The sequence below is a fragment of the Fibrella aquatica genome (genome assembly GCF_041321135.1).
In the GTDB taxonomy this organism is placed as follows: domain Bacteria; phylum Bacteroidota; class Bacteroidia; order Cytophagales; family Spirosomataceae; genus Fibrella; species Fibrella aquatica.
This window is the reverse complement of record NZ_JBGGWF010000003.1, coordinates 479,635-498,279: the sequence shown is the minus strand read 5'-3', so window position 1 is coordinate 498,279 and position 18,645 is coordinate 479,635. Positions and strand designations below refer to the sequence as shown.

Annotated in this window: 17 protein-coding genes and 1 tRNA gene; 10 read left to right on the top strand and 8 right to left on the bottom strand. The window is 48.1% G+C overall.

What is annotated here, in order from left to right; all coding sequences use genetic code 11:
* Window positions 1–109 precede the first annotated feature (109 nt).
* A complete protein-coding gene (locus tag ACAW87_RS09735; RefSeq protein WP_370723183.1) occupies window positions 110–1,699 on the top strand; it encodes a putative maltokinase in 1,590 nt (529 codons plus the stop codon).
* A 132-nt stretch (window positions 1,700–1,831) separates the two neighbouring features.
* Here the strand turns inward: ACAW87_RS09735 and ACAW87_RS09730 are convergent, their stop codons facing one another.
* Window positions 1,832–2,797, bottom strand: a complete 966-nt coding sequence (locus ACAW87_RS09730; RefSeq protein WP_370723182.1) for an acyl-ACP desaturase — start codon at window positions 2,795–2,797, stop codon at window positions 1,832–1,834.
* A gap of 149 nt (window positions 2,798–2,946) precedes the next feature.
* Between ACAW87_RS09730 and ACAW87_RS09725 the strand changes: the two genes are divergently transcribed.
* Window positions 2,947–3,684, top strand: a complete 738-nt coding sequence (locus ACAW87_RS09725; protein ID WP_370723181.1) for a lysophospholipid acyltransferase family protein — start codon at window positions 2,947–2,949, stop codon at window positions 3,682–3,684.
* A 20-nt stretch (window positions 3,685–3,704) separates the two neighbouring features.
* Window positions 3,705–4,109: a MaoC family dehydratase gene (locus ACAW87_RS09720; RefSeq protein WP_370723180.1), complete on the top strand. Its 405-nt coding sequence runs from the start codon at window positions 3,705–3,707 to the stop codon at window positions 4,107–4,109.
* 3 nt (window positions 4,110–4,112) lie between these two features.
* On the opposite strand, the gene ACAW87_RS09715 is transcribed toward ACAW87_RS09720, so the two are convergent.
* On the bottom strand, window positions 4,113–5,405 hold the full coding sequence (locus ACAW87_RS09715; protein WP_370723179.1) for an aminotransferase class V-fold PLP-dependent enzyme: 1,293 nt from the start codon (window positions 5,403–5,405) through the stop codon (window positions 4,113–4,115).
* A 130-nt stretch (window positions 5,406–5,535) separates the two neighbouring features.
* Here ACAW87_RS09715 and ACAW87_RS09710 point away from each other — a divergent pair, with 130 nt between their 5' ends.
* The 3 genes from ACAW87_RS09710 (at window position 5,536) to ACAW87_RS09700 (ending at window position 9,922) form a co-directional block, all read left to right on the top strand.
* Window positions 5,536–6,477 carry a heme-dependent oxidative N-demethylase family protein gene (locus ACAW87_RS09710; protein ID WP_370723178.1) on the top strand — a complete coding sequence of 314 codons (942 nt, stop codon included), beginning with the start codon at window positions 5,536–5,538 and terminating at the stop codon, window positions 6,475–6,477.
* Window positions 6,478–6,881: 404 nt separating this feature from the next.
* Window positions 6,882–7,988 carry an acyltransferase family protein gene (locus ACAW87_RS09705; protein ID WP_370723177.1) on the top strand — a complete coding sequence of 369 codons (1,107 nt, stop codon included), beginning with the start codon at window positions 6,882–6,884 and terminating at the stop codon, window positions 7,986–7,988.
* Window positions 7,989–8,362: 374 nt separating this feature from the next.
* On the top strand, window positions 8,363–9,922 hold the full coding sequence (locus tag ACAW87_RS09700; protein WP_370723176.1) for a hypothetical protein: 1,560 nt from the start codon (window positions 8,363–8,365) through the stop codon (window positions 9,920–9,922).
* A gap of 412 nt (window positions 9,923–10,334) precedes the next feature.
* Here the strand turns inward: ACAW87_RS09700 and ACAW87_RS09695 are convergent.
* Window positions 10,335–10,411 (bottom strand) — tRNA-Asp (locus tag ACAW87_RS09695).
* A 267-nt stretch (window positions 10,412–10,678) separates the two neighbouring features.
* Between ACAW87_RS09695 and ACAW87_RS09690 the strand changes: the two genes are divergently transcribed.
* Both ACAW87_RS09690 and ACAW87_RS09685 read left to right on the top strand, forming a co-directional pair.
* Window positions 10,679–11,215 carry a PAS domain-containing protein gene (locus ACAW87_RS09690; RefSeq protein WP_370723175.1) on the top strand — a complete coding sequence of 179 codons (537 nt, stop codon included), beginning with the start codon at window positions 10,679–10,681 and terminating at the stop codon, window positions 11,213–11,215.
* A 110-nt stretch (window positions 11,216–11,325) separates the two neighbouring features.
* Window positions 11,326–12,198: an alpha/beta fold hydrolase gene (locus tag ACAW87_RS09685; RefSeq protein ID WP_370723174.1), complete on the top strand. Its 873-nt coding sequence runs from the start codon at window positions 11,326–11,328 to the stop codon at window positions 12,196–12,198.
* Window positions 12,199–12,213: 15 nt separating this feature from the next.
* Here the strand turns inward: ACAW87_RS09685 and ACAW87_RS09680 are convergent, their stop codons facing one another.
* The 5 genes from ACAW87_RS09680 to ACAW87_RS09660 all read right to left on the bottom strand — a co-directional run bounded on the left by ACAW87_RS09680 (window position 12,214) and on the right by ACAW87_RS09660 (window position 16,590).
* The gene (locus ACAW87_RS09680; protein WP_370723173.1) at window positions 12,214–12,606 is read right to left on the bottom strand and encodes a VOC family protein; all 393 of its coding nucleotides are present in this window, start codon (window positions 12,604–12,606) and stop codon (window positions 12,214–12,216) included.
* Between the two features lie 2 nt (window positions 12,607–12,608).
* Window positions 12,609–13,007, bottom strand: coding sequence for a hypothetical protein (locus ACAW87_RS09675; RefSeq protein WP_370723172.1), 399 nt, complete (start codon window positions 13,005–13,007; stop codon window positions 12,609–12,611).
* Between the two features lie 57 nt (window positions 13,008–13,064).
* A complete protein-coding gene (locus ACAW87_RS09670) occupies window positions 13,065–14,336 on the bottom strand; it encodes an MFS transporter (protein WP_370723171.1) in 1,272 nt (423 codons plus the stop codon).
* Window positions 14,337–14,455: 119 nt separating this feature from the next.
* Window positions 14,456–15,724 (bottom strand): MFS transporter, encoded by a 1,269-nt coding sequence (locus tag ACAW87_RS09665; RefSeq protein WP_370723170.1) that lies wholly within the window; start codon window positions 15,722–15,724, stop codon window positions 14,456–14,458.
* Between the two features lie 2 nt (window positions 15,725–15,726).
* Window positions 15,727–16,590, bottom strand: coding sequence for a hypothetical protein (locus ACAW87_RS09660; RefSeq protein WP_370723169.1), 864 nt, complete (start codon window positions 16,588–16,590; stop codon window positions 15,727–15,729).
* 87 nt (window positions 16,591–16,677) lie between these two features.
* On the opposite strand from ACAW87_RS09660, the gene ACAW87_RS09655 reads away from it, so the two are divergent.
* Window positions 16,678–17,790 (top strand): BamA/TamA family outer membrane protein, encoded by a 1,113-nt coding sequence (locus ACAW87_RS09655; protein ID WP_370723168.1) that lies wholly within the window; start codon window positions 16,678–16,680, stop codon window positions 17,788–17,790.
* Window positions 17,791–18,017: 227 nt separating this feature from the next.
* Window positions 18,018–18,611 (top strand): LemA family protein, encoded by a 594-nt coding sequence (locus ACAW87_RS09650; RefSeq protein WP_370723167.1) that lies wholly within the window; start codon window positions 18,018–18,020, stop codon window positions 18,609–18,611.
* The last annotated feature ends 34 nt before the right edge of the window (window positions 18,612–18,645 follow it).

The following is an 18,645-nucleotide window of genomic DNA, read 5'->3' as shown; positions in this document are numbered from 1 at the left end:
TACAAAGAGATAACGAGTAGGGAGGTAGGTTGATTCGTTTTTGCCGCTAACTTTAAACTTATCGAGCCAACAGACCCTTTTTAACGTTATACAGATCTTTTGCAACGTTATGCCGTTAAACACCCTAACCCCCTGGACACACTTTGCTGACGACACCGAAGTCGCGCAAACATTAGCTACCGACATTCTGCCCGCGTACCTGAACAGTAGCCGCTGGTTTGCCGGAAAAGCACGTCAGCAAACCGGCTTCCGCCTCTCTACCGTATTGCCACTTCCGGGCAGCGCAGCCGTTTACTACCTGGCTATCATTCACGTAAGCTACGCCGATGGTGAGCCCGAGCAGTATTTGCTTCCGCTTTCGTTTATCACCGATGCGGTTGTGAAAGGCGACGTACCTGACAAAGGCTTACTGGCGCAGGCAACGTTTGCCAGTGAAACCGGCTGGCTGATTGATGCTATCTATGACGCGGGTTTCCGGGAAATGCTCTACCACAACCTAATGGCCAATCAAACAGAAGGAGACATCACCTTTCAGAAAGGCAAAGGCTTGCTCGATACCGACACGGTTACATCACGCGTATTGCCCGTTGATTCCAGTAACTCCGCACTGGTTTTTAACGATATGTATTTCATGAAACTGTACCGGAAACTGTTTGGACAAACCAATCCTGAAGTTGAAATGGTGGCTTTTCTGACAGAAACGGGCAGTTTTGGGGCTATTCCAGCCTATTCGGGCAGCTTCACGTGGCATCAGTCCGGGCAGGAAGAGGTTACCCTGGGCATGATGCAACGGATGGTAGCCAATGACAAAGACAGTTGGGCCATGACCGGCGATTACCTCAACGATTTTCTGTATGCCGTACCCAACCGGGTATTTACGGTGAAAGAAGATGTGTTTGAGAAAGTGGCGCTGCTCGGACAACGTACAGCCGAAATGCATCTGGCCCTCTACAGCAAAACAGACAATCCGGCTTTTCTGTCAGAACCGTTTACGGATGAATACCGCACGTTTCTGGCCGGCCGATTTACCAATCTGCTCGACCGGCGCTACGACTTGCTGGTCAACAATTACGACAAACTGGATGAACAGTCGCAGCGGCTGGCGTGGGTGTTTATGGAGGCCAAAGAAATGATCGACGACTTTGTGGCTGACTTTCAAACCCGCGAATTAGGATCGTGCCGCACGCGCATCCACGGCGATTACCACCTCGGACAGGTGTTGGCCACCCAAAACGACTACGTCATCATTGATTTCGAGGGCGAACCAGAGAGCACCATTGCCGAACGAAAGATCAAGCATTCGCCTCTGAAAGACGTAGCGGGCATGATTCGATCCTATCACTACGCCGTTTCGGCCAAGCTCTTCAACTCGGCTGAGACCGAAGGAATTGACCCTGATAAATTACAGGTGGTTTCAGACCGTTGGTACAAACTCATCCGCGACACCTACCTCGACGCTTATCTGGGTACGTTCGGCTCGCCGCACCCGATGTTTTATGACAACGGCGAAATCAATTACCTCTTGTTGATCTACCTCCTCGAGAAAGCAGTGTACGAACTCGGTTATGAAATCAGCTACCGGCCCAGTTGGGTAAAAATTCCGCTGAAAGGGATCGTCGACGTTATCCGTGAGATCGAAAAACTGCAACCCGGCGGCAAACACCGCCAAATGGCCTCAGCGCCATTGCATTTGGTTTAGAAGTATGAAGCAAGAGATAATAGTCAAGAAGCAAGAATGGCTTCGCTCGGTCACCAACTAGTGATCAAGCGAAGCCATTCTTGCTTCTTGACTATTATCTCTTGCTTCTCGACTCTTATCTCTTGTTTCTCACTACGCTATCCAGCTAAACTCGTAGGCTAGTTCGGGGATTTTAGTGCGGTCAGCTACACGGGCGAGGCGACTGGGAAGTGCCATTAAATAATCACGCGCTTTCTGGGCTTCATCGTTCAGGCCCGTTACCGCATCAATTTTCCAGTCTTTCAACAACGATTGCATAATGGCGATATAATCCTGAACCGTGTAGACGCCGAGGCGTTGTGCTGCATCAGAGAAGTGACTGTAGGTATCGCCCATCTTCACACCTGTTTCGCGCAAAAAGTGAGCGGGCATCACAATTTTCTTCCGCATCATATCTTCGAAAGCCAGCATCATCCCGCTCGGGTCTAGCTCCATAATCTCCTGAACAAACGATTTATAGGCCTTAGCGTGGCGCATTTCGTCGGCGGCAATGACGCCACAAATCTGCGACAGTAAATTGTTACCTGCCTGTTTGGCCAACGTAGCGGTGCGGCGGTGCGAAATATTGGTTGCCAACTCCTGAAACGAGGTGTATACGAAATTACGGTACGGATCGCGACCCGTCTGAATATCGAACCCATCGGCAATCAGGAATTGAGTCGACGTTTCCATCGCCCGCATATCTACACGACCAGAGAGGTACAGGAACTTGTTGAGCAGATCGCCGTGCCGGTTTTCTTCGGCGGTCCAGGCACGTACCCAACGCGACCAACCCTTCTGATCGGTCTGATCAATCCCATCAACATCCATCAACCAGGCTTCGTACGTGGGAAGTGCTTCTTCAGTAATGGTATCACCAATCAGCACGGCCAGATAATCATACGGGAGGGCAGCCGCTTGCTCACGCAAGTCACGCACTTCATCAAAAAACGTCGGTTTGGTTGAGTCGGGCAAAAAATCGGTAGGCTGCCAGTTGGTCTCAATTGGCTTCAGGTAGTCGGTCATGATCGTGTCGATCTTGGTACCGATGAACTGCATGACTTCGATGCGGGAATTCATGGATTGGTATCTTGTTACGGAATGTGGTGCTCCGGTATTTGTAGAGCTGAGTTTACTACTACGAATGCTTGTTTACTAAAAAAAGAAGCAAGAACGGGCTTATTACTTAATTTTGCGCGGTATACACAAGTTATTATTAGTATCAACGTTTGAAACAGGCAATTGCATACCTGCTCAGTGCAGTTTATCTCATTTATTTCTCTCTTATTCTGCTGCTGTTCCATGCGGCTCAGTTTTTGGCGTTTACACTGGGAGGACGTGCCGCTCAGAAGCCGGTTGCCGACTGGCTCAATTTCTCGATTGTGCAGGGGTGGATACTGACCGGATCTACACACCGTTTTCTGTTCAACTACACCCCTCCCACCGATCGTCCCCTGATTTTTGTTGCCAACCACCAAAGCATGTTCGACATTTCGCCGATTGCCTGGTATCTGAAGCGTTACACCCCCGTTTTTGTCTCGAAAATCGAATTGAGCCGGGGAACGCCCAGCGTGTCTTACAATTTACGAAAAAGCGGCGCAGCTCTGATTGACCGAAACGACCCCCGACAGGCGCTCAGCGAGATGGGGCGATTAGGGCAACGGTTGAAGGAAGGCGTTTGCTCAGTTGTCATTTTCCCCGAAGGCACCCGCAGCCGCGACGGAAAACCCAAACCATTTGCAGGTGGCGGACTGGCTATCCTGCTCCGTAAATGTCCCAACGCCCTCATTGTGCCTATTGTCATCGACGGTACGGGACATTTTAATCCCCAGGGTCTTTTTCCGCTCCGGCCGTTTAGCCGCATGACCTGGACCGTGTTGCCCCCCATTGAACCCGCCGGTCTAACCGGCGAACAGGTAGCCCGGCAGACGCAAGAGGCTATTCAGAACCATATGTTAACTACGTAACTCACTCTTCCCCTAAACCCATGCAAATTAACGATACTCACCGCCACGCTTTTCGCTTTTCGCAGGAAGACGTAATTGACTTTGCCCGCGTTACCGGCGACAATAATCCGCTCCACCTCGATGCAGATTTTGCGGCCCAAACTCCATTCAAGCGTCCTATCATTCACGGCATGTTGGGTGCCTGTATTTTTACAAAAGTGCTGGGCACCGAATTTCCTGGTTCAGGGTCGGTGTATCTGGCGCAAACGCTGGATTTTCTTCGGCCCATGTTTGTAGATACCGACTACGAAGTAACCTTCACCGTACAGTCGATCGACGCGGCAAAACACACTGCGCAGATTCTGGGTGAGATTCGGGATGCACAGACGCAGAAAGTGACCACACGCGGTGTGGCCACGCTGATGCACAAAGAAAAAATCGGGTAACGATCAGCTCTTCCGGTTTTTGGCAGCAATGGCTGTAATGGCCGCCACCAGCCGGTCAAGGTCTTTGGGCGAATGGTAGATGTGGGGCGTTACCCGAACGCCGTGAATATTCTCCCAATCGATGCCTACCGTGTGAATCTTGTATTTACCCATCAGTTGACTATCCACCTCGGTAGGTTTCATCCCATCAATGGATACAAGGCCCACGGCACCGGCCCACTCTGGTTTGAGCGAGGTGTGAAGTTTCACGCCGGGCACGTCGCGCACGCGCTCCATCCAGTAATTTTTCAGGTAGTGCGCGCGGGCAAACTTACGGGCCGACCCAATACCATTATGAAAATCGACCGCCGTACCAATGGCCATTTCAGAGGCAAACGAGCGGGTGCCTAAACTCTCGAACTTACGAATATCGGGACCATCCGGTTCGTTGTTCGACAGTAGAGCCCACACATTCTTAATCTTATTTTGCTTAACGTACAGCATACCGCTACCGAATGGCGCACAAAGCCATTTGTGCAAGCTGGTAGCGTAATAATCGCAGCCGAGGTCGGGAATTTTGAAATCGAACAGAGCAAATGAATGAGCCCCGTCGGCAATCACTTCGATGCCGCGTTTATGGGCTTCATCGGCAATCTTACGTACCGGCATCACCTGTCCAATCCAATTGATCATGTGGGTAATGTGTACCACTTTAGTACGCGACGTAAAGGCACTGACATACTGATTGACGAGCGCCGCTTCATTCTCACTGGGTAATTCCAGGTTCAGAAAGACCAGTTTGATACCGTCCCGTTTTTCGCGCTGTTTCCAGGCATTCAGCATATTAGGGTAATCCTGTTTGGTCAGCACCACTTCATCGCCGGGCTTCAGGTTCATGCCAAAAATGACTGTGTTCAAACCCTCGGTAGCGTTTCGGTTAATCGCTATTTCTTCAGACGAGCATCCCGCCAACTCAGCCAGTTTATCGCGCAGGGCTTCGCGTCCCTGATCCAGAATCCGCCACATATAGTACGATGGCGCCTCGTTACTGTACTGATAAAACCGGATATGCGCATCCTGCACTACTTTGGGTTGCGGACAAACACCGCCATTGTTCAAATTGAGTATATTGGGAGATACCGTATACTCCGACTTGATCCGTGCCCAGAAATCTTCATCTGTTGCCCATTCACCCGGCGATTTTAACCCAGCATTCGGTAACGACAGACCTACTGTTTCGGGTAAAAATGGCGGAAGGGTTACAGCCCCTGTAGCAGCAACGGCGGTTTGACGAAGAAACTGTCTGCGTGAAGTCATGATGAGTTAATGAAATGCGTGAAGTCTGTCGTAAAGTAACAAAATTATCATTGGCATTAACAGCCCAAACCAGCTATTTATTTGGGATAGAAGGCTATTTACTTCACTAAACACGCCCATATTGATCTTCATGCTTCCTTATTTTCCGTTCGGCCAGCCATTCAACCACAAAATGGGGACGGCCCCTCTGCCCGAGAGCGACCGCCTTGTTGAAGTAGATGCTCACTATCAGACCGAAACCGCTCTGAAACAGCAACTACTGACCGAACTCCCGGCTTATTACTACCAACTATTACCAGGTCACGAAACGGCGCAATGGGAAGTGCTGGAACTTGTTTTGAAACAGTTGATCCGGCTTTATCCGGAACATTTCACGCTACAGCAACAGGGAAATCAATGGCGCTGGCATAACCACCTCTTAAATACGGAAACAGCGTTCACCGTTGGCGATTCAGGTACGTTGCCCTTGGCGCCACTCGATTGGGTAGGGCGGCAGGTACAGGAAGATCTCGTGCTATTAACGGGGCCCGAGGCAACGCTCGTGGGCGGTCAACTCTGCTTCGGAAACGGCTGGTGCCTCGACGAAAAAGTAGGCCTTCCTTTCTGGCACATTCATGCGCCCATCATACCCATTGTTGAACCCATGATTCTGGCCGCGCAGAAACTCATGGAACGCCTACCAGTTGGTCGTCCGGTTTGGCGCGTAAACTGGAGCGTGAAAGTAACCGATCAGCTCGACATGACCAGTCGGCACACGCCCTTCCTCGATCAACTCCTCACCGACTGCCTGCCTGACCTAACACTTGATACCATTGGCAACAGGCTTTTCCTTCGTTTGGAACGGCAAACGCTGACACGGCTTCCCCGATCGGGCGCCATTTTGTTCGGCATTCACACCTATCAAAATCAGTTATCGGCCGAGTTAGCCGCCCGTAGCAACGCTGCTATCCAACTGGCTCAGGTGTTTAGCACCACCCCACCCTCCATGCTCGCTTACAAGGGCATGACTCAATTCACGCCTACTTTGCTAACGTACCTGACTACCTACTCAACTGATAACCAATCGCTCTAATGCGTCTTTTTTAAGTATATATCCAAAAATCCCTAATTTAACACGAAATTTTTTTGAGAATAAGTACTTTTTTTTATAATCAAAGTATAGCAACTAATAACTAGTAAAAAGCCTGAAGTATTTGACTCCCTTCTAATTAATATATGTACCAATAAATAGAAAAATATTAGATCTATATTAGAAATACACATTTCAAAAAGCCATTCTACCAGATATTGCGTTTGAACGTAGAAGTACCTGTTCAATCGAAAACACCAAGTAGCTGATAACACCAAAACGTCAACAAGTAGTGTCATTACACTCTATTTGATTCAGCTTACAAGGTGCATAGACAGATGTATTCCACACTTTCATCGATTCTGAAAGTTAGTTGGTAAAATTCGTTCAATCAGTAAATAGAGAGTATGCTTGCTAATACCAGTAGACTAAGAGAAATAGATTTTTTGCGAGGTGTAGCTATTCTATTAGTTCTGCTGAGGCATCGCCCTCTTTTCGACTTTACAACACGAATGGGATGGATTGGGGTTGACTTATTTTTTGTTCTGAGTGGCTATCTTGTTTCTGGTTTATTATTCAGAGAATACAAAAAGTACGGTTCTATTAAACCTGGTATTTTTTTAATCAGAAGAGGTTTTAAAATATATCCACTGTATTACCTGACTTACATCATATACTTAATTCCCTTGCTAGTTGTAGGAAACGTTTCAGTTACCGGATTAATTGGCGATTTAACTTTTACCCAGAATTATGTATCGGGTTGGGGTTACGCATACGAAGCAAGCTGGTCATTAGCCGTAGAAGAACATTTTTACATTACTCTTTCTCTCATTTTATGGCTCATCTTGAAAGGAAAAAAAACGGATATAACTACCAATACCTATAAGAATGGCTTCAATAAACTAGAGATCGGCATTGTGTTGGCCATGGCAATTTGTTTCCTCATCAGAGTTTACAGCAATGTAGCATTTTCAGATCAACCTGCTCATAACTTCACCATGACCCATCTGAGAATCGATTCTTTATTAGCAGGGGTATTGATCGGCTATTGGCAGGAATTCAATAAAGACAAACTCGTGGCGATCAGTAAGTTTAACCGGTCACTGATGTATTTCATCATAATCGCCGGCCTTGTCTGGACACCTTTCATCAATCCGTTAGGATCTTTATTCGTAAATACAATTGGATTCTCCTTGCTCTATATCAGCTTTGGACTAATTCTTATTCTTTTCATTTCCAACAACAACATAGACAAAAAATTAACAACTGTATTTTCCGATCACCTTGTAAATATAATTAGCAAAATCGGATTCTGTTCTTACTCTATTTACCTGATTCATATGGCTGTTAATATATTTTTCACAGATTTTGTTTCTTCCTACTTGACTATAAATAAATATATACTGTTTGCATTAACTTCAATAATCAGCATAAATCTTGGTTTTTTACTGACAGCTTATTTCGAAAACTATTTTCTCTCAGTTAGAAACAAATTTTACGTTAGTAGAGCATAATCAAATAAATGAAAATCAGCTTTTTATCTCGAATTTACGACTACACTGTCTATTATTGAGGATTAGATATTCAATGCTATACAGCTCAATGTCCACAGGAATGATAAATCTCATATTTACAGAGAAAAGTTGGTCACAAGACAAAACCAATAGCCAACTACAGTACTACAGATAAACTGGTATGCGCACGTCCTTTTACATGACTAGGTGAATCCCATTAAATAACATTGCTCTAAATCGTCTTAGCTATCAGTAAAGCGTAAAGACTTTTACGTCAGATTTGTAAAAGGTGTTGCAATTAAGAGTTCATTCACCTATGCTACCAATTTTACATAAAATACTCATCGTTAAATCAACTAGTACATACACTCAGCATGAATAAATCAGTAGAAAAAATACTCATTTACGTTATATTCAGTTATTTAAGCATTCCGATTCTTATTTTCCTACTCGGATGGATAAAACTATACATCAGTATTCCGCTAGCGTTACTACTAATTACAGGGATTTGGTCGTATTTGAAAGATACGTATTCTGAAATCAGAAATGAAGATACAACACTATCAATGTGGAAATTAATTTCTGTCAGTATACTCGCCTTTGTGTGGGTATATCTTTCAGGAATAGGGGGTTATTCAAATCAGGATTGGGATCATAATTTCAGAAATGCCGTCTTTGCAGACATGATAAACTATTCATGGCCCATTTATTACAAATTTTCACCAGCCATAGATCTTGACTTCTTGGCTGGAAACTATGCTGGTCTTAATTATTATTTAACTTTCTGGCTACCGGCAGCCCTGATCGGGAAGGCATATGGTACGAATGCTGCAAATGCTGCTTTGCTTGTATGGTCGTTTATAGGAATTTTATTAGCACTATTTCTATTATTCAGGCTATTAAATTACAAAATGATAGTCCTATCCACAATCGTTTTTATATTATGGAGTGGTTTAGACGTGCTAGGCAAGCTCATTATCCAGAGGCATATCGTAGGTCTATCTGAAGCGATAGAAATGTACTTTTATTACTCATATACATCCTTCACAACTGATCTATTCAATGTTTTTAATCAAGTTGTTCCAACCTGGATCATCACACTATGGGTATTAAATTATAAAAAAAAGATACCAATATTACCCATCGGAATGCTCTTTGCTTACGCCCCATTTCCCTTCATCGTGCTTGTACTGTTCTATGCAATTAACTTTTGCATCGATGTATATCGCCAACATAAAACCAGTAAACTATTTTCTCTGATTATTGACTTATTCGGCAAGATAAACAGCGTGAGCGTTGTTGCAACCGTGTTAGCTATTGGGTTTCCATATCTTGCATTCTACCATGCACACAACTCAGTGTTAAGTACTCGATTTTTCCCTGAAAGACTGGTTGGAAAACCATGGGGGGAAAACATCGAACTCATTATGAATTACTTCATCACGTTCGTCGTGGAGGCAGGTCTGTTTTTTGCCCTGATAAGATGGCTTACTCCTACCATCTATTTGAAGAACAAACAAACATACTGGATTGCCTTTTGGCTATTGTTGCTCATCCCTGCCTGTGAATCTGGTGTTTGGCAAGACTTTGCCACAAGAGGATCGATACCAGTTCTAACGGTACTTCTGGTGCTTACCTTGCTGGCTATTCGGGAATTATACCATCAAAAGCACTATTTCCCCAAGATGGCTGTGATGGCGGTTGTTTTACTCTTATCCTGGGTCACTCCTTTCTGGCTATTGATAAAGGCCCCTGCCCTTGAAGGCACACCCAAAATACGTACTAGTGTAGGTTCGTTTGGGCAACCACGAGTTAGTGAGACAACAAATACCGAAGGTGTACTATCGAGCCTACCCAATTTCTACTCAACCAATCCACAGCATAAATTCTTTTACAGGCTCTTAGCCAAACGCACAGTTCCTGTAGCCGAGTGACAGGCAGAATACCTCCCAAGGAATTATGCTGCTCTGCCAACGACCAGTCCACATATGGACTAGTATCGAAATAAAGCACTGATGAGCCTATTTTCTAGGTGGCGTTCAATTCGTCCACAAATAAACGTCGGTTAACACCTTTGCCATCTCTTTCTGAATTTTCAGCACGTCATTTGCCAAATAGGTAGTGATAACAAAACGCTCATTGGCTAAGCCAAAAGCATTTGGAAACGCCACCAACGAATTTAATGCTAGATAAGTAGTTATGGCAAACCCCGGCTCAGTATGAAGCTGGGGTTTCTTGTTAATGCACGTCTGGCTCTATTCCGCCAACTATCCATATCGTTCACGTAATTGACACAAAACGAAAATGTCCTGTAAATCAACGATTTACAGGACATTTTAACTAATCTGGCGGTCCGGACGGGACTCGAACCCGCGACCTCCGCCGTGACAGGGCGGCATTCTAACCAACTGAACTACCGAACCAGATTATGTATTTTACGATGCCGATTGCGTTGCCGTTGTCGTTTATCGTGGTGCAAAAGTATAGCGTCAGAGTACTTGGTGCAAGTCTCTGATCGAAAAAAAATAACATTTTTTGCGCTCTTATCGTTTTCTAACTGGCTTACAGGTACATACAATTAAAAAAAAATTATGCCTTCCGTATTCTGCTAAAATTTTTGCAGCTTATTTGGTTATTTATAAGTACGTAGCTATATTCCGGTTAATACAACTTACTCTACTCGTAACATAATGGTATTTTCACAGGCATACGTAGACTTACAACACCGAACCCGTCAGCCATTTAGCGCCGATGGATACCGATCGTACCCAGCCCCATGCATGGAAGTCTTCCTGATGGATCAAGCCGAGCGGAAAGCTAAACTGAAAGAGACAGCAACCTTCAACCAGTTGGCAACCACACTCGACTGGAGTTTGACACGTAACCAGAAACACGGCTACCTAAACGCGTTGAACGAAGGCTCTACCCTTATTCTTACCGACCTGTCGAAAACCATCTTGTGGGCTAGTCATAGCTTTCTACAAATAACTGGCTATACAACGGCCGAAGTCCTTGGCCGTACATCGGCGTTTTTACAAGGCGAAAAAACTAACCCCGTCGAAAAAGCTCGCATTGGCGATCACCTGCGCCGGGCCCTTCCCGTGAAGGCAACAATGGTTAACTACCGCAAGAATGGCGAATTGTACGTTTGCCAAATCGAAATCGATCCTCTGCGCAACAGTCAGGGTGAATTGACACATTTTCTGGCCGTGGAATGGGAAATCTGACTCGTAAACCTCGACACTAAAACTTAGAATACCCTTAGACGTCAAACAATTTCCAGTGTAGTGTAGGTTGATTGAATAGGACTTCTACTTCAGTATTGCTTCACACTACTATGAAACAGGTAAGACGAATTCTTGGCTGGAGTCTTACCGGACTCATTCTGCTAATCGGTATTTCGCTGGCAATAGCATGGCTCGTTGACTTTCGTCAATCTGATGCTGACCTTAAGGCCGAATTTTCCGCGCAATCGATTCGCCCCGCCGTAAGGCGCTACAAGGTTGGTGATCGCACCATTCGCTACATGGAAACGCCCCGAAAAGCGGGGAAGCCAACCATCATTTTCGTACATGGAGCACCAAGTTCCCTGTCATTCTTCAATGGTTTTTTCAAAGATACTGCCCTACTCGCACGTGCTCAGCTAGTATCGGTTGATCGGCCGGGTTATGGATATTCTGACTTTGGCTGGGTCGAACCATCTATTCGTCGGCAGGCTAAACTGCTGCAACCGTTGATCGATCGCTATAAGGCTGCCGCCGAATTGATCATTGTGGGCTCGTCGTATGGGGGTTCTGTATCGGCACGACTGGCTATGAACAATCCTGGCGTTATCGATCAGGTTGTGTTTGTCTCATCGGCGCTGGGTCCGGGGCTGGAACGTACCTACGGCATCAGTTACTGGGTAGACAAACCACCACTCAGAGCGCTTGTACCGCCCCTGCTTCGGTTGGCAAACGATGAAAAACTGGCCCACCGCAAGGCACTGGAAGCCATACTGCCCGATTGGTCGCGTATCACAGCAGGTATTACCATGCTTCACGGTCAACGCGATGAACTGGTGTACCCAACCAATGTGGCTTTTGCCAGGAAAAAACTACAAAACGCCGAGTTCAAACAGTTCATTCTGGCAGAGAGCCGCCATGATATTGTTGACAATAAACGGGATTATATCGCCTCTATCCTGATGGATATTTTGTCGCCTCAATAATTAGCGCAGTAAGCCTCAGACAGTAATTTCAATTCGGTTCTGTTCTGGATCGAATACAACACTCTCGTAATATCCATCGCCCGTTTGCCGGGGTTCACCCACTACTGGTAACCCATCAGCACGCAGTTGTTCAGTCAACGCGTCGACCTGAGCCACACTACCTACCGAGATGGCAAAATGAACTAAACCCGAAAACTGGGCCAAAACATCATTCTGCGTATCGGGAATACCGGGCATCTGCATTAGTTCGAGACGTGGGCCACCCTGAGGGAAAGACAGAAAGTACGACGAAAAGCCTTTAGTATGATTCGTATATTTCTCGTTGGCGGTAGCCAGAAAATAGTGTTCGTAGAATGAACGCATCTTTTCGAGATCACGAACCCAAATGGCCAAGTGCTCTATGCGCATAACTATTGTGGCGTAATTGCTAAAATTTCAACGGCTTTAAGCTCCTGTTTTGTGTTCCAGCCGCAGAGAAGCGTAGCCATCTGTTTCGTCTCCCGGTAACGAATTCGCACATCTTTGCTACCCATCCAGAGGGCGCCGGGGGGCTGGGCGGCGATTTCGGCCTTAATCACGTTATCCATCAGCTTCCGGGTAGCTTCGGTAGGCAGACGCATAAACGTCCGCGAGTCAGACGATGGGCTGATGATGTTTAGCCACAAATGTGCGCCACAACCATCTACCGGCAATTTATCGCCAATAACCCTCGCGTCTATTTCCAGAACAGGTGAATCTGCGTTGATCGACGTCTTGTTCTGACAAGTAGCCGAAAGCGCTATCAACGCAATAAGCACTATCTTTTTCATAATGAGTAGTAGTCTATGCACGCTTGATTCGCAACGAAGCGCAAAGGTTGGAAAGGGTTATATTTCAACGTAGTCAAGTTCCTTGGCGAAGGTTTCTTCCATACGTGATAACGACCAGAAAGCCAGTCCAAATACAAATATGCCCAACACCGCCGCCGCCACCAACGTACCCAGGGCTGGTTTCATTGCCTGAAAACCAAGCGTCATCGGAATGAGCATGCCACGAACAATGCTTGGCACCGAGGTAGTTGCTGTTGCGCGCAGATTGGTACCATATTGTTCGGCTACCATGGTCAGATACATGGCAATATAACCTGTGCAGATTCCAAGCAGTAAACAGATGACATAGAGGCCATCGGCGCTTCTCACCCCTCCGAACAGGTATACCGTACACAACACACAACTACTGATGAGCAGGTACGTTACCGCCTTTTTCCGCGAGCGTAACCATTGACTCAGCGGCCCTGACAGCAAATCGCCGGCCGCCAGTCCGATATAGAGCAGCATAACACAACGACCCGGCTCTACCGACGTACCCAGCGCCATAGCCTCGCCAAACTCATTGGCGAAGGTGGCCAGGATACCCACAATAAACCAGGTTGGTAACCCGACTGCCACACACCGGAAATATTTTATAGCCCGATCATACCGACGAAAGAAAAACAGAAAATCGCCCCGACTGACTTCTTCTTGTTCCTGCTTCAGATTTGTGAATAGTCCCGACTCGAACATGCTCACGCGCAGCAGCAGCAGAGCCAACCCCATTCCACCGCCAACGAAGAAAGCTGTTTGCCAATCGAAGAATCGACTGGTGGCATAGGCGGCACCAGCACCCAGGTACCCAATACCCGCCACAATCGACGAACCGTAGCCCCGAATCGCCCGCGGCAGAATTTCGGATACCAGCACCATAGCAGCTCCAATTTCACCCGACAGCCCCACCCCGGCCACAAATCGCATCAGGGCATAGTAGGTGGTGGGTTCTACGATGGTGATGTACGGCACAAAGCCACAGGCAATATTGGCGAGCGAATACATCACGATGCTCCCGAAAAGCACCGACATTCGGCCCCGCCGATCGCCCAGAATACCCCACAAAATGCCCCCAACAAGTAGTCCAGCCTGCTGAAAATACAGAATAAATGCCCCCAGCCGCGAAACCTCCTCTTTGCTCAGGCCCAGCGATTGCAGGCTCGGCACCCGAACAATACTGAAAATAAGCATGTCGTATACATCAACAAAAAAGCCAAGCGCCGACACAATGACGGGCAACGACCACAGGGGTGATAAGGAAGGGGCGAGGGGCGGGGGGTGAAGGGTGGGGGGCATGGGGTGAAGGGCAAGGGGTAAATTGGTGAAGGGTGAATTGGTAAGGGGTGAGGCTCTGCCGAGGATAGTAACGGTACCTTAGCGGAGCATCACCCTTCACTCCTCACCAATTCACCCAGTTACTCTTCAATGAAATCCATATCCTTCCCGTGGGTTTCGGGAATGGTCAGGATGCTGTAGAAACCCAGGGCAAAAGCGATGAGCCCCACAATGGCACCAGCGTAGATTACGCCGTGCAATGGCTTGGCAAACTGATACAGCGTTGTCATGGGAAAAGTTAACCCGCGTACCATGTTTGGAATGGTGGTGGCGGCGGTGGCCCGCAGATTAGTCCCGAACTGCTCGGCACCGATGGTGACAAACATAGCCCAGTAGCCAATGCCGAACCCTAGCGCCAAGGCAGTAACGTACAGCGAATCGGCGGTTTTTAGTCCACCAAAGAGGTAAACGCCCGTCGACAGCAAGGTAAACAGCATGAGCAGTGAAACAGCCTTTTTACGCGAAGCCAACGCCTGACTGATAAATCCGCTTGCCAAATCACCCGTCGACAGGCCTACGTAACACCACATAATGGCCAGGCCAGGTTTAATCTCTTCCGTGATACCCATGGCTTCGCCAAATTCATTGGCGAACGTGGCCAGCACGCCAATGACAAACCAGGTTGGAATGCCAATTCCGATGCATTTCAGGTAACGGCTCAATCGGTCTGAATTGGTGAAGAAAGCGAAGAAATTCCCCTTCCTGACCGAACTATCGGCCGATACGTTCTGGAACATGCCCGACTCGACTACGCCAACTCGTAAAAGCAACAAACCAATGCCTAACCCGCCGCCGATGAAATAAGCCAACGGCCAGTCGAACAGTTTAACGGTGAAATAAGCCACAACTGCCCCCGACAAACCAACGCCCGCCACCAGCGAGGTGCCTATGGCCCGCAGCCGGGTGGGCAATACCTCGCTCACGAGTGTAATGCCTGCGCCAAGTTCACCCGCCAGGCCAATACCCGCCACAAACCGCATTAGGGCGTAGTAACTGGTTGGTTCCATAAAGGTCACGTTGGGAATGAATCCACAGGCGATATTGGCAACAGAATAAGTGATGATGCTACCAAAGAGCACCGATAACCTGCCCCGTTTGTCGCCCAGAATACCCCAAAGAATACCGCCCAGCAGCAGACCAATCATTTGCCAGTTAAAAATTCGCGTGCCTTCGATCGAAATCTGTTCGGGACTGAGGCCCAGTGCTTTCAGGCTGGGCACACGAACAATACCAAACAGTAAAAGGTCATAGATATCGACAAAATAGCCAAGGGCGGCCACAATGACGGGCAGGCTGAACAGCCCAACGGCCTTCTGAGTCGAGCCGGTTTCGGGTAACGATTTTTGCATGATTAGGAAGGGTTTATAAGTAAAGTTCGGCTGGTATCGAATGCAATGCGCAGTGACCATACCGTCAGCGCTACCCGGCTGAAGACGAACGCTTGTTGTATGACGAAGACCAACCCAATAGAAAGCCAGTTGTGCGCCTGAACTAGTGATTCAACCCAGAAATAGCCACCAAACAGTGCCGTACCGATTAAAATAAGCAGAAGGTATCGACCAAACGTGGCCAGCCGGTGCTGCCCAATAAATCGCCAGCTTTGGCGAAAAGCCCGAAACGCTGCAGTTTCATCAGTATGGTACATGAGTACACTGGCATATTGACTGGTGCACAGCAGACAAACCAGCACAAGCCCGAAAACCAGACTACCGGCCACACCAATGGCAACGTACCCACGTTCGGTAAACGGATCGTCGAAAACGACATCCAGCAACAGGCCAATAACGCTGCCGACCAGAATTAAAACCACTAGCCAGAGCAATACAAACAAACTGGTGACGCCCAACAGGCGAAGATTCCGGCCAAAATAATGGGTGCCCGACTGCCAGAAAGAGACCGCCCGAAAGCCGTTGGTGAAACTGTACAGTACCCCTCCCCTTGCCCATACGCTCACCAGCAACGACAGCACGGCCGTCCACCAGCCAGCCCGAATCAGTGGCCAGATGGCGTTTCCGTGGTCGTGCATAAAGTCGGAGAAAATGGTGTAATTGAACTCGGGGAGCACCGCCAGCGGAGCCAGTGATCCGTTTGCTTCGCTGTCTATTGTGCCAAAAAGAGCCAGCGATACAGGCATAGCGGGCAACAGCGTGAGCAGGAAAAGAAGCACCAGTAAGGGCCACTGACGCAGAGAATTGACAAAAGTTCGGGTAAGCATAGGAATGCGGCGAATAGCCACGCCGAAGATAGCCAACCGCCTGTGCGCCACCAAAACCTTCTTTCTGCCTTCTGCGTATAAACAGATATGCTCCACGCACTACTACTGTCGACCTGCTTACTTACTCCGCCCGATTCCACCAACCCCAAACGGTTCAGCCTGTTACCGCTGCCGTTAGTTTACTACACCCCCGAAACCCGGTTGGCTTATGGGGTAGCAGCTACCGCTACGTTCCGGTTTCGGGGTGATAGCAGTCGGCAGGTACGTCCCTCGCAGGCGACACTCGGTGCTGCCTATACGCAGAATAAGCAACTGCTGTTTTACCTGCCCTTCCAGCTATTTTACAAGAACAACCAGTATTTCGCCAACGGTGAACTGGGCTACTACCGCTACAATTATTATTACTTTGGTCAGGGGCAGCGCGAGGTACCTGCCGAACTCTACGGAGTCAATTTCCCCCGCGTACGGGTAAATGTCTTCCAACGCATCACGCAGGTCGATCAGGCCCGACCCGGCCGGGGCTTGTACGCGGGGCTTCGGTATCAATACGAAAAGTACGCCATTACCAGCGTGGTGGCCAATGGCGCACTAGCCAATGGCAACGTATCCGGACGGGAGATTCCTGGTGCATCGGGCAGTTTGCTTTCTGGTTTGGGAACGGGCCTTTTCTACGATTCGCGCGATAATGTATTTTTCCCCGGCCGGGGCATGGTGGCCGACCTAACGTACCTGGGTCATGGCCGCGCTGTAGGTAGTCAGGTACGTTTCGACAGGTACGTTGCCGACATCTCTTCCTACCACCCGCTTGGCAAACGGGCTACGCTGGCGCTCAACTATGTACTGAGCGTTACAGGGGCTGGCTCAGCTCCTTTCAACGCTCTCTCGCTGATTGGCGGCACCAAACGTGGACGCGGGTTCTACGAAGGTCGTTTCCGCGACGAGAACATGGCTTTGCTGCAAGCCGAACTACGCCTCCGCATATGGGGGCGACTGGGTGCGGTAGCCTTTGGGTCAGTAGGTACGTTGGGCAACCGCCGTGATTTTCTACGGCTCGACGACCCCAAAGCCGCATACGGCGCAGGTCTCCGTTTTCGCGTCAACCGTGACCTCGTCAACCTCCGCCTCGATTATGGCCGGGGCATTCCATACGCCAGCCTCGGCGCCAGCGGTATTTACCTAACCATCGGGGAAGCGTTTTAATGAATTAAGAATTGAGAGTTAAGAATTAAGAGTCGCTTCGCTTATTTTCCATTTGGCTGATAAGCGAAGCAACTCTTAATTCTTAACTCTTAATTCTTAACTCTCATTTCGTCCAATCCTGTACGCCGGGGACCGGTCATTGATAATTGGTACTGATAATTCATAACTGTTCTTAGCTTTGAAGCGTTTACTGAACCAAAGCCAATTCGGCCAAACCACGTAAAACCATGTCAAAAGGATTAATCATTTTAGTTGTCGTTGTTGCCATCTTCGGTATGTACGGCTGTAGTTCATACAACGGACTCGTTGAAAAAGATAATAACGTTGAGAAAACCTGGGCTAATGTTCAGACGCAATACCAACGTCGCGCCGACCTGATTCCGAACCTGGTTCGGACTGTTCAGGGTGTAGCCAATTTCGAAAAAAGCACCTTACAGAGTGTTATTGAAGCGCGGGCGGGAGCCACGAGCATCAAACTCAGCGCCGACCAGCTGACCCCCGAAAACCTCCAGAAATTTCAGGCAGCACAGGATCAGCTAGGTGGTTCACTGTCGCGACTACTGGCCGTGTCAGAAAATTACCCGCAGTTGAAAGCCACACAGAACTTCTCTGAATTACAGGCGCAACTGGAAGGCACCGAAAACCGGATTACCGTTGCCCGCAACGACTTCAATGGCGTTGTGGGTACGTATAACGGGTCGGTCCGTTCGTTCCCGAATAACATTTTCGCTGGCATCTTCGGCTTCCAGAAGAAAGGTTTCTTTGAAGCCAGCGCTGCCGCCCAAAGCGCCCCAACCGTTGATTTCGGTACGCAGAAATAAGTGTTCAGTGAACAGTTATCAGTAAACAGTTATC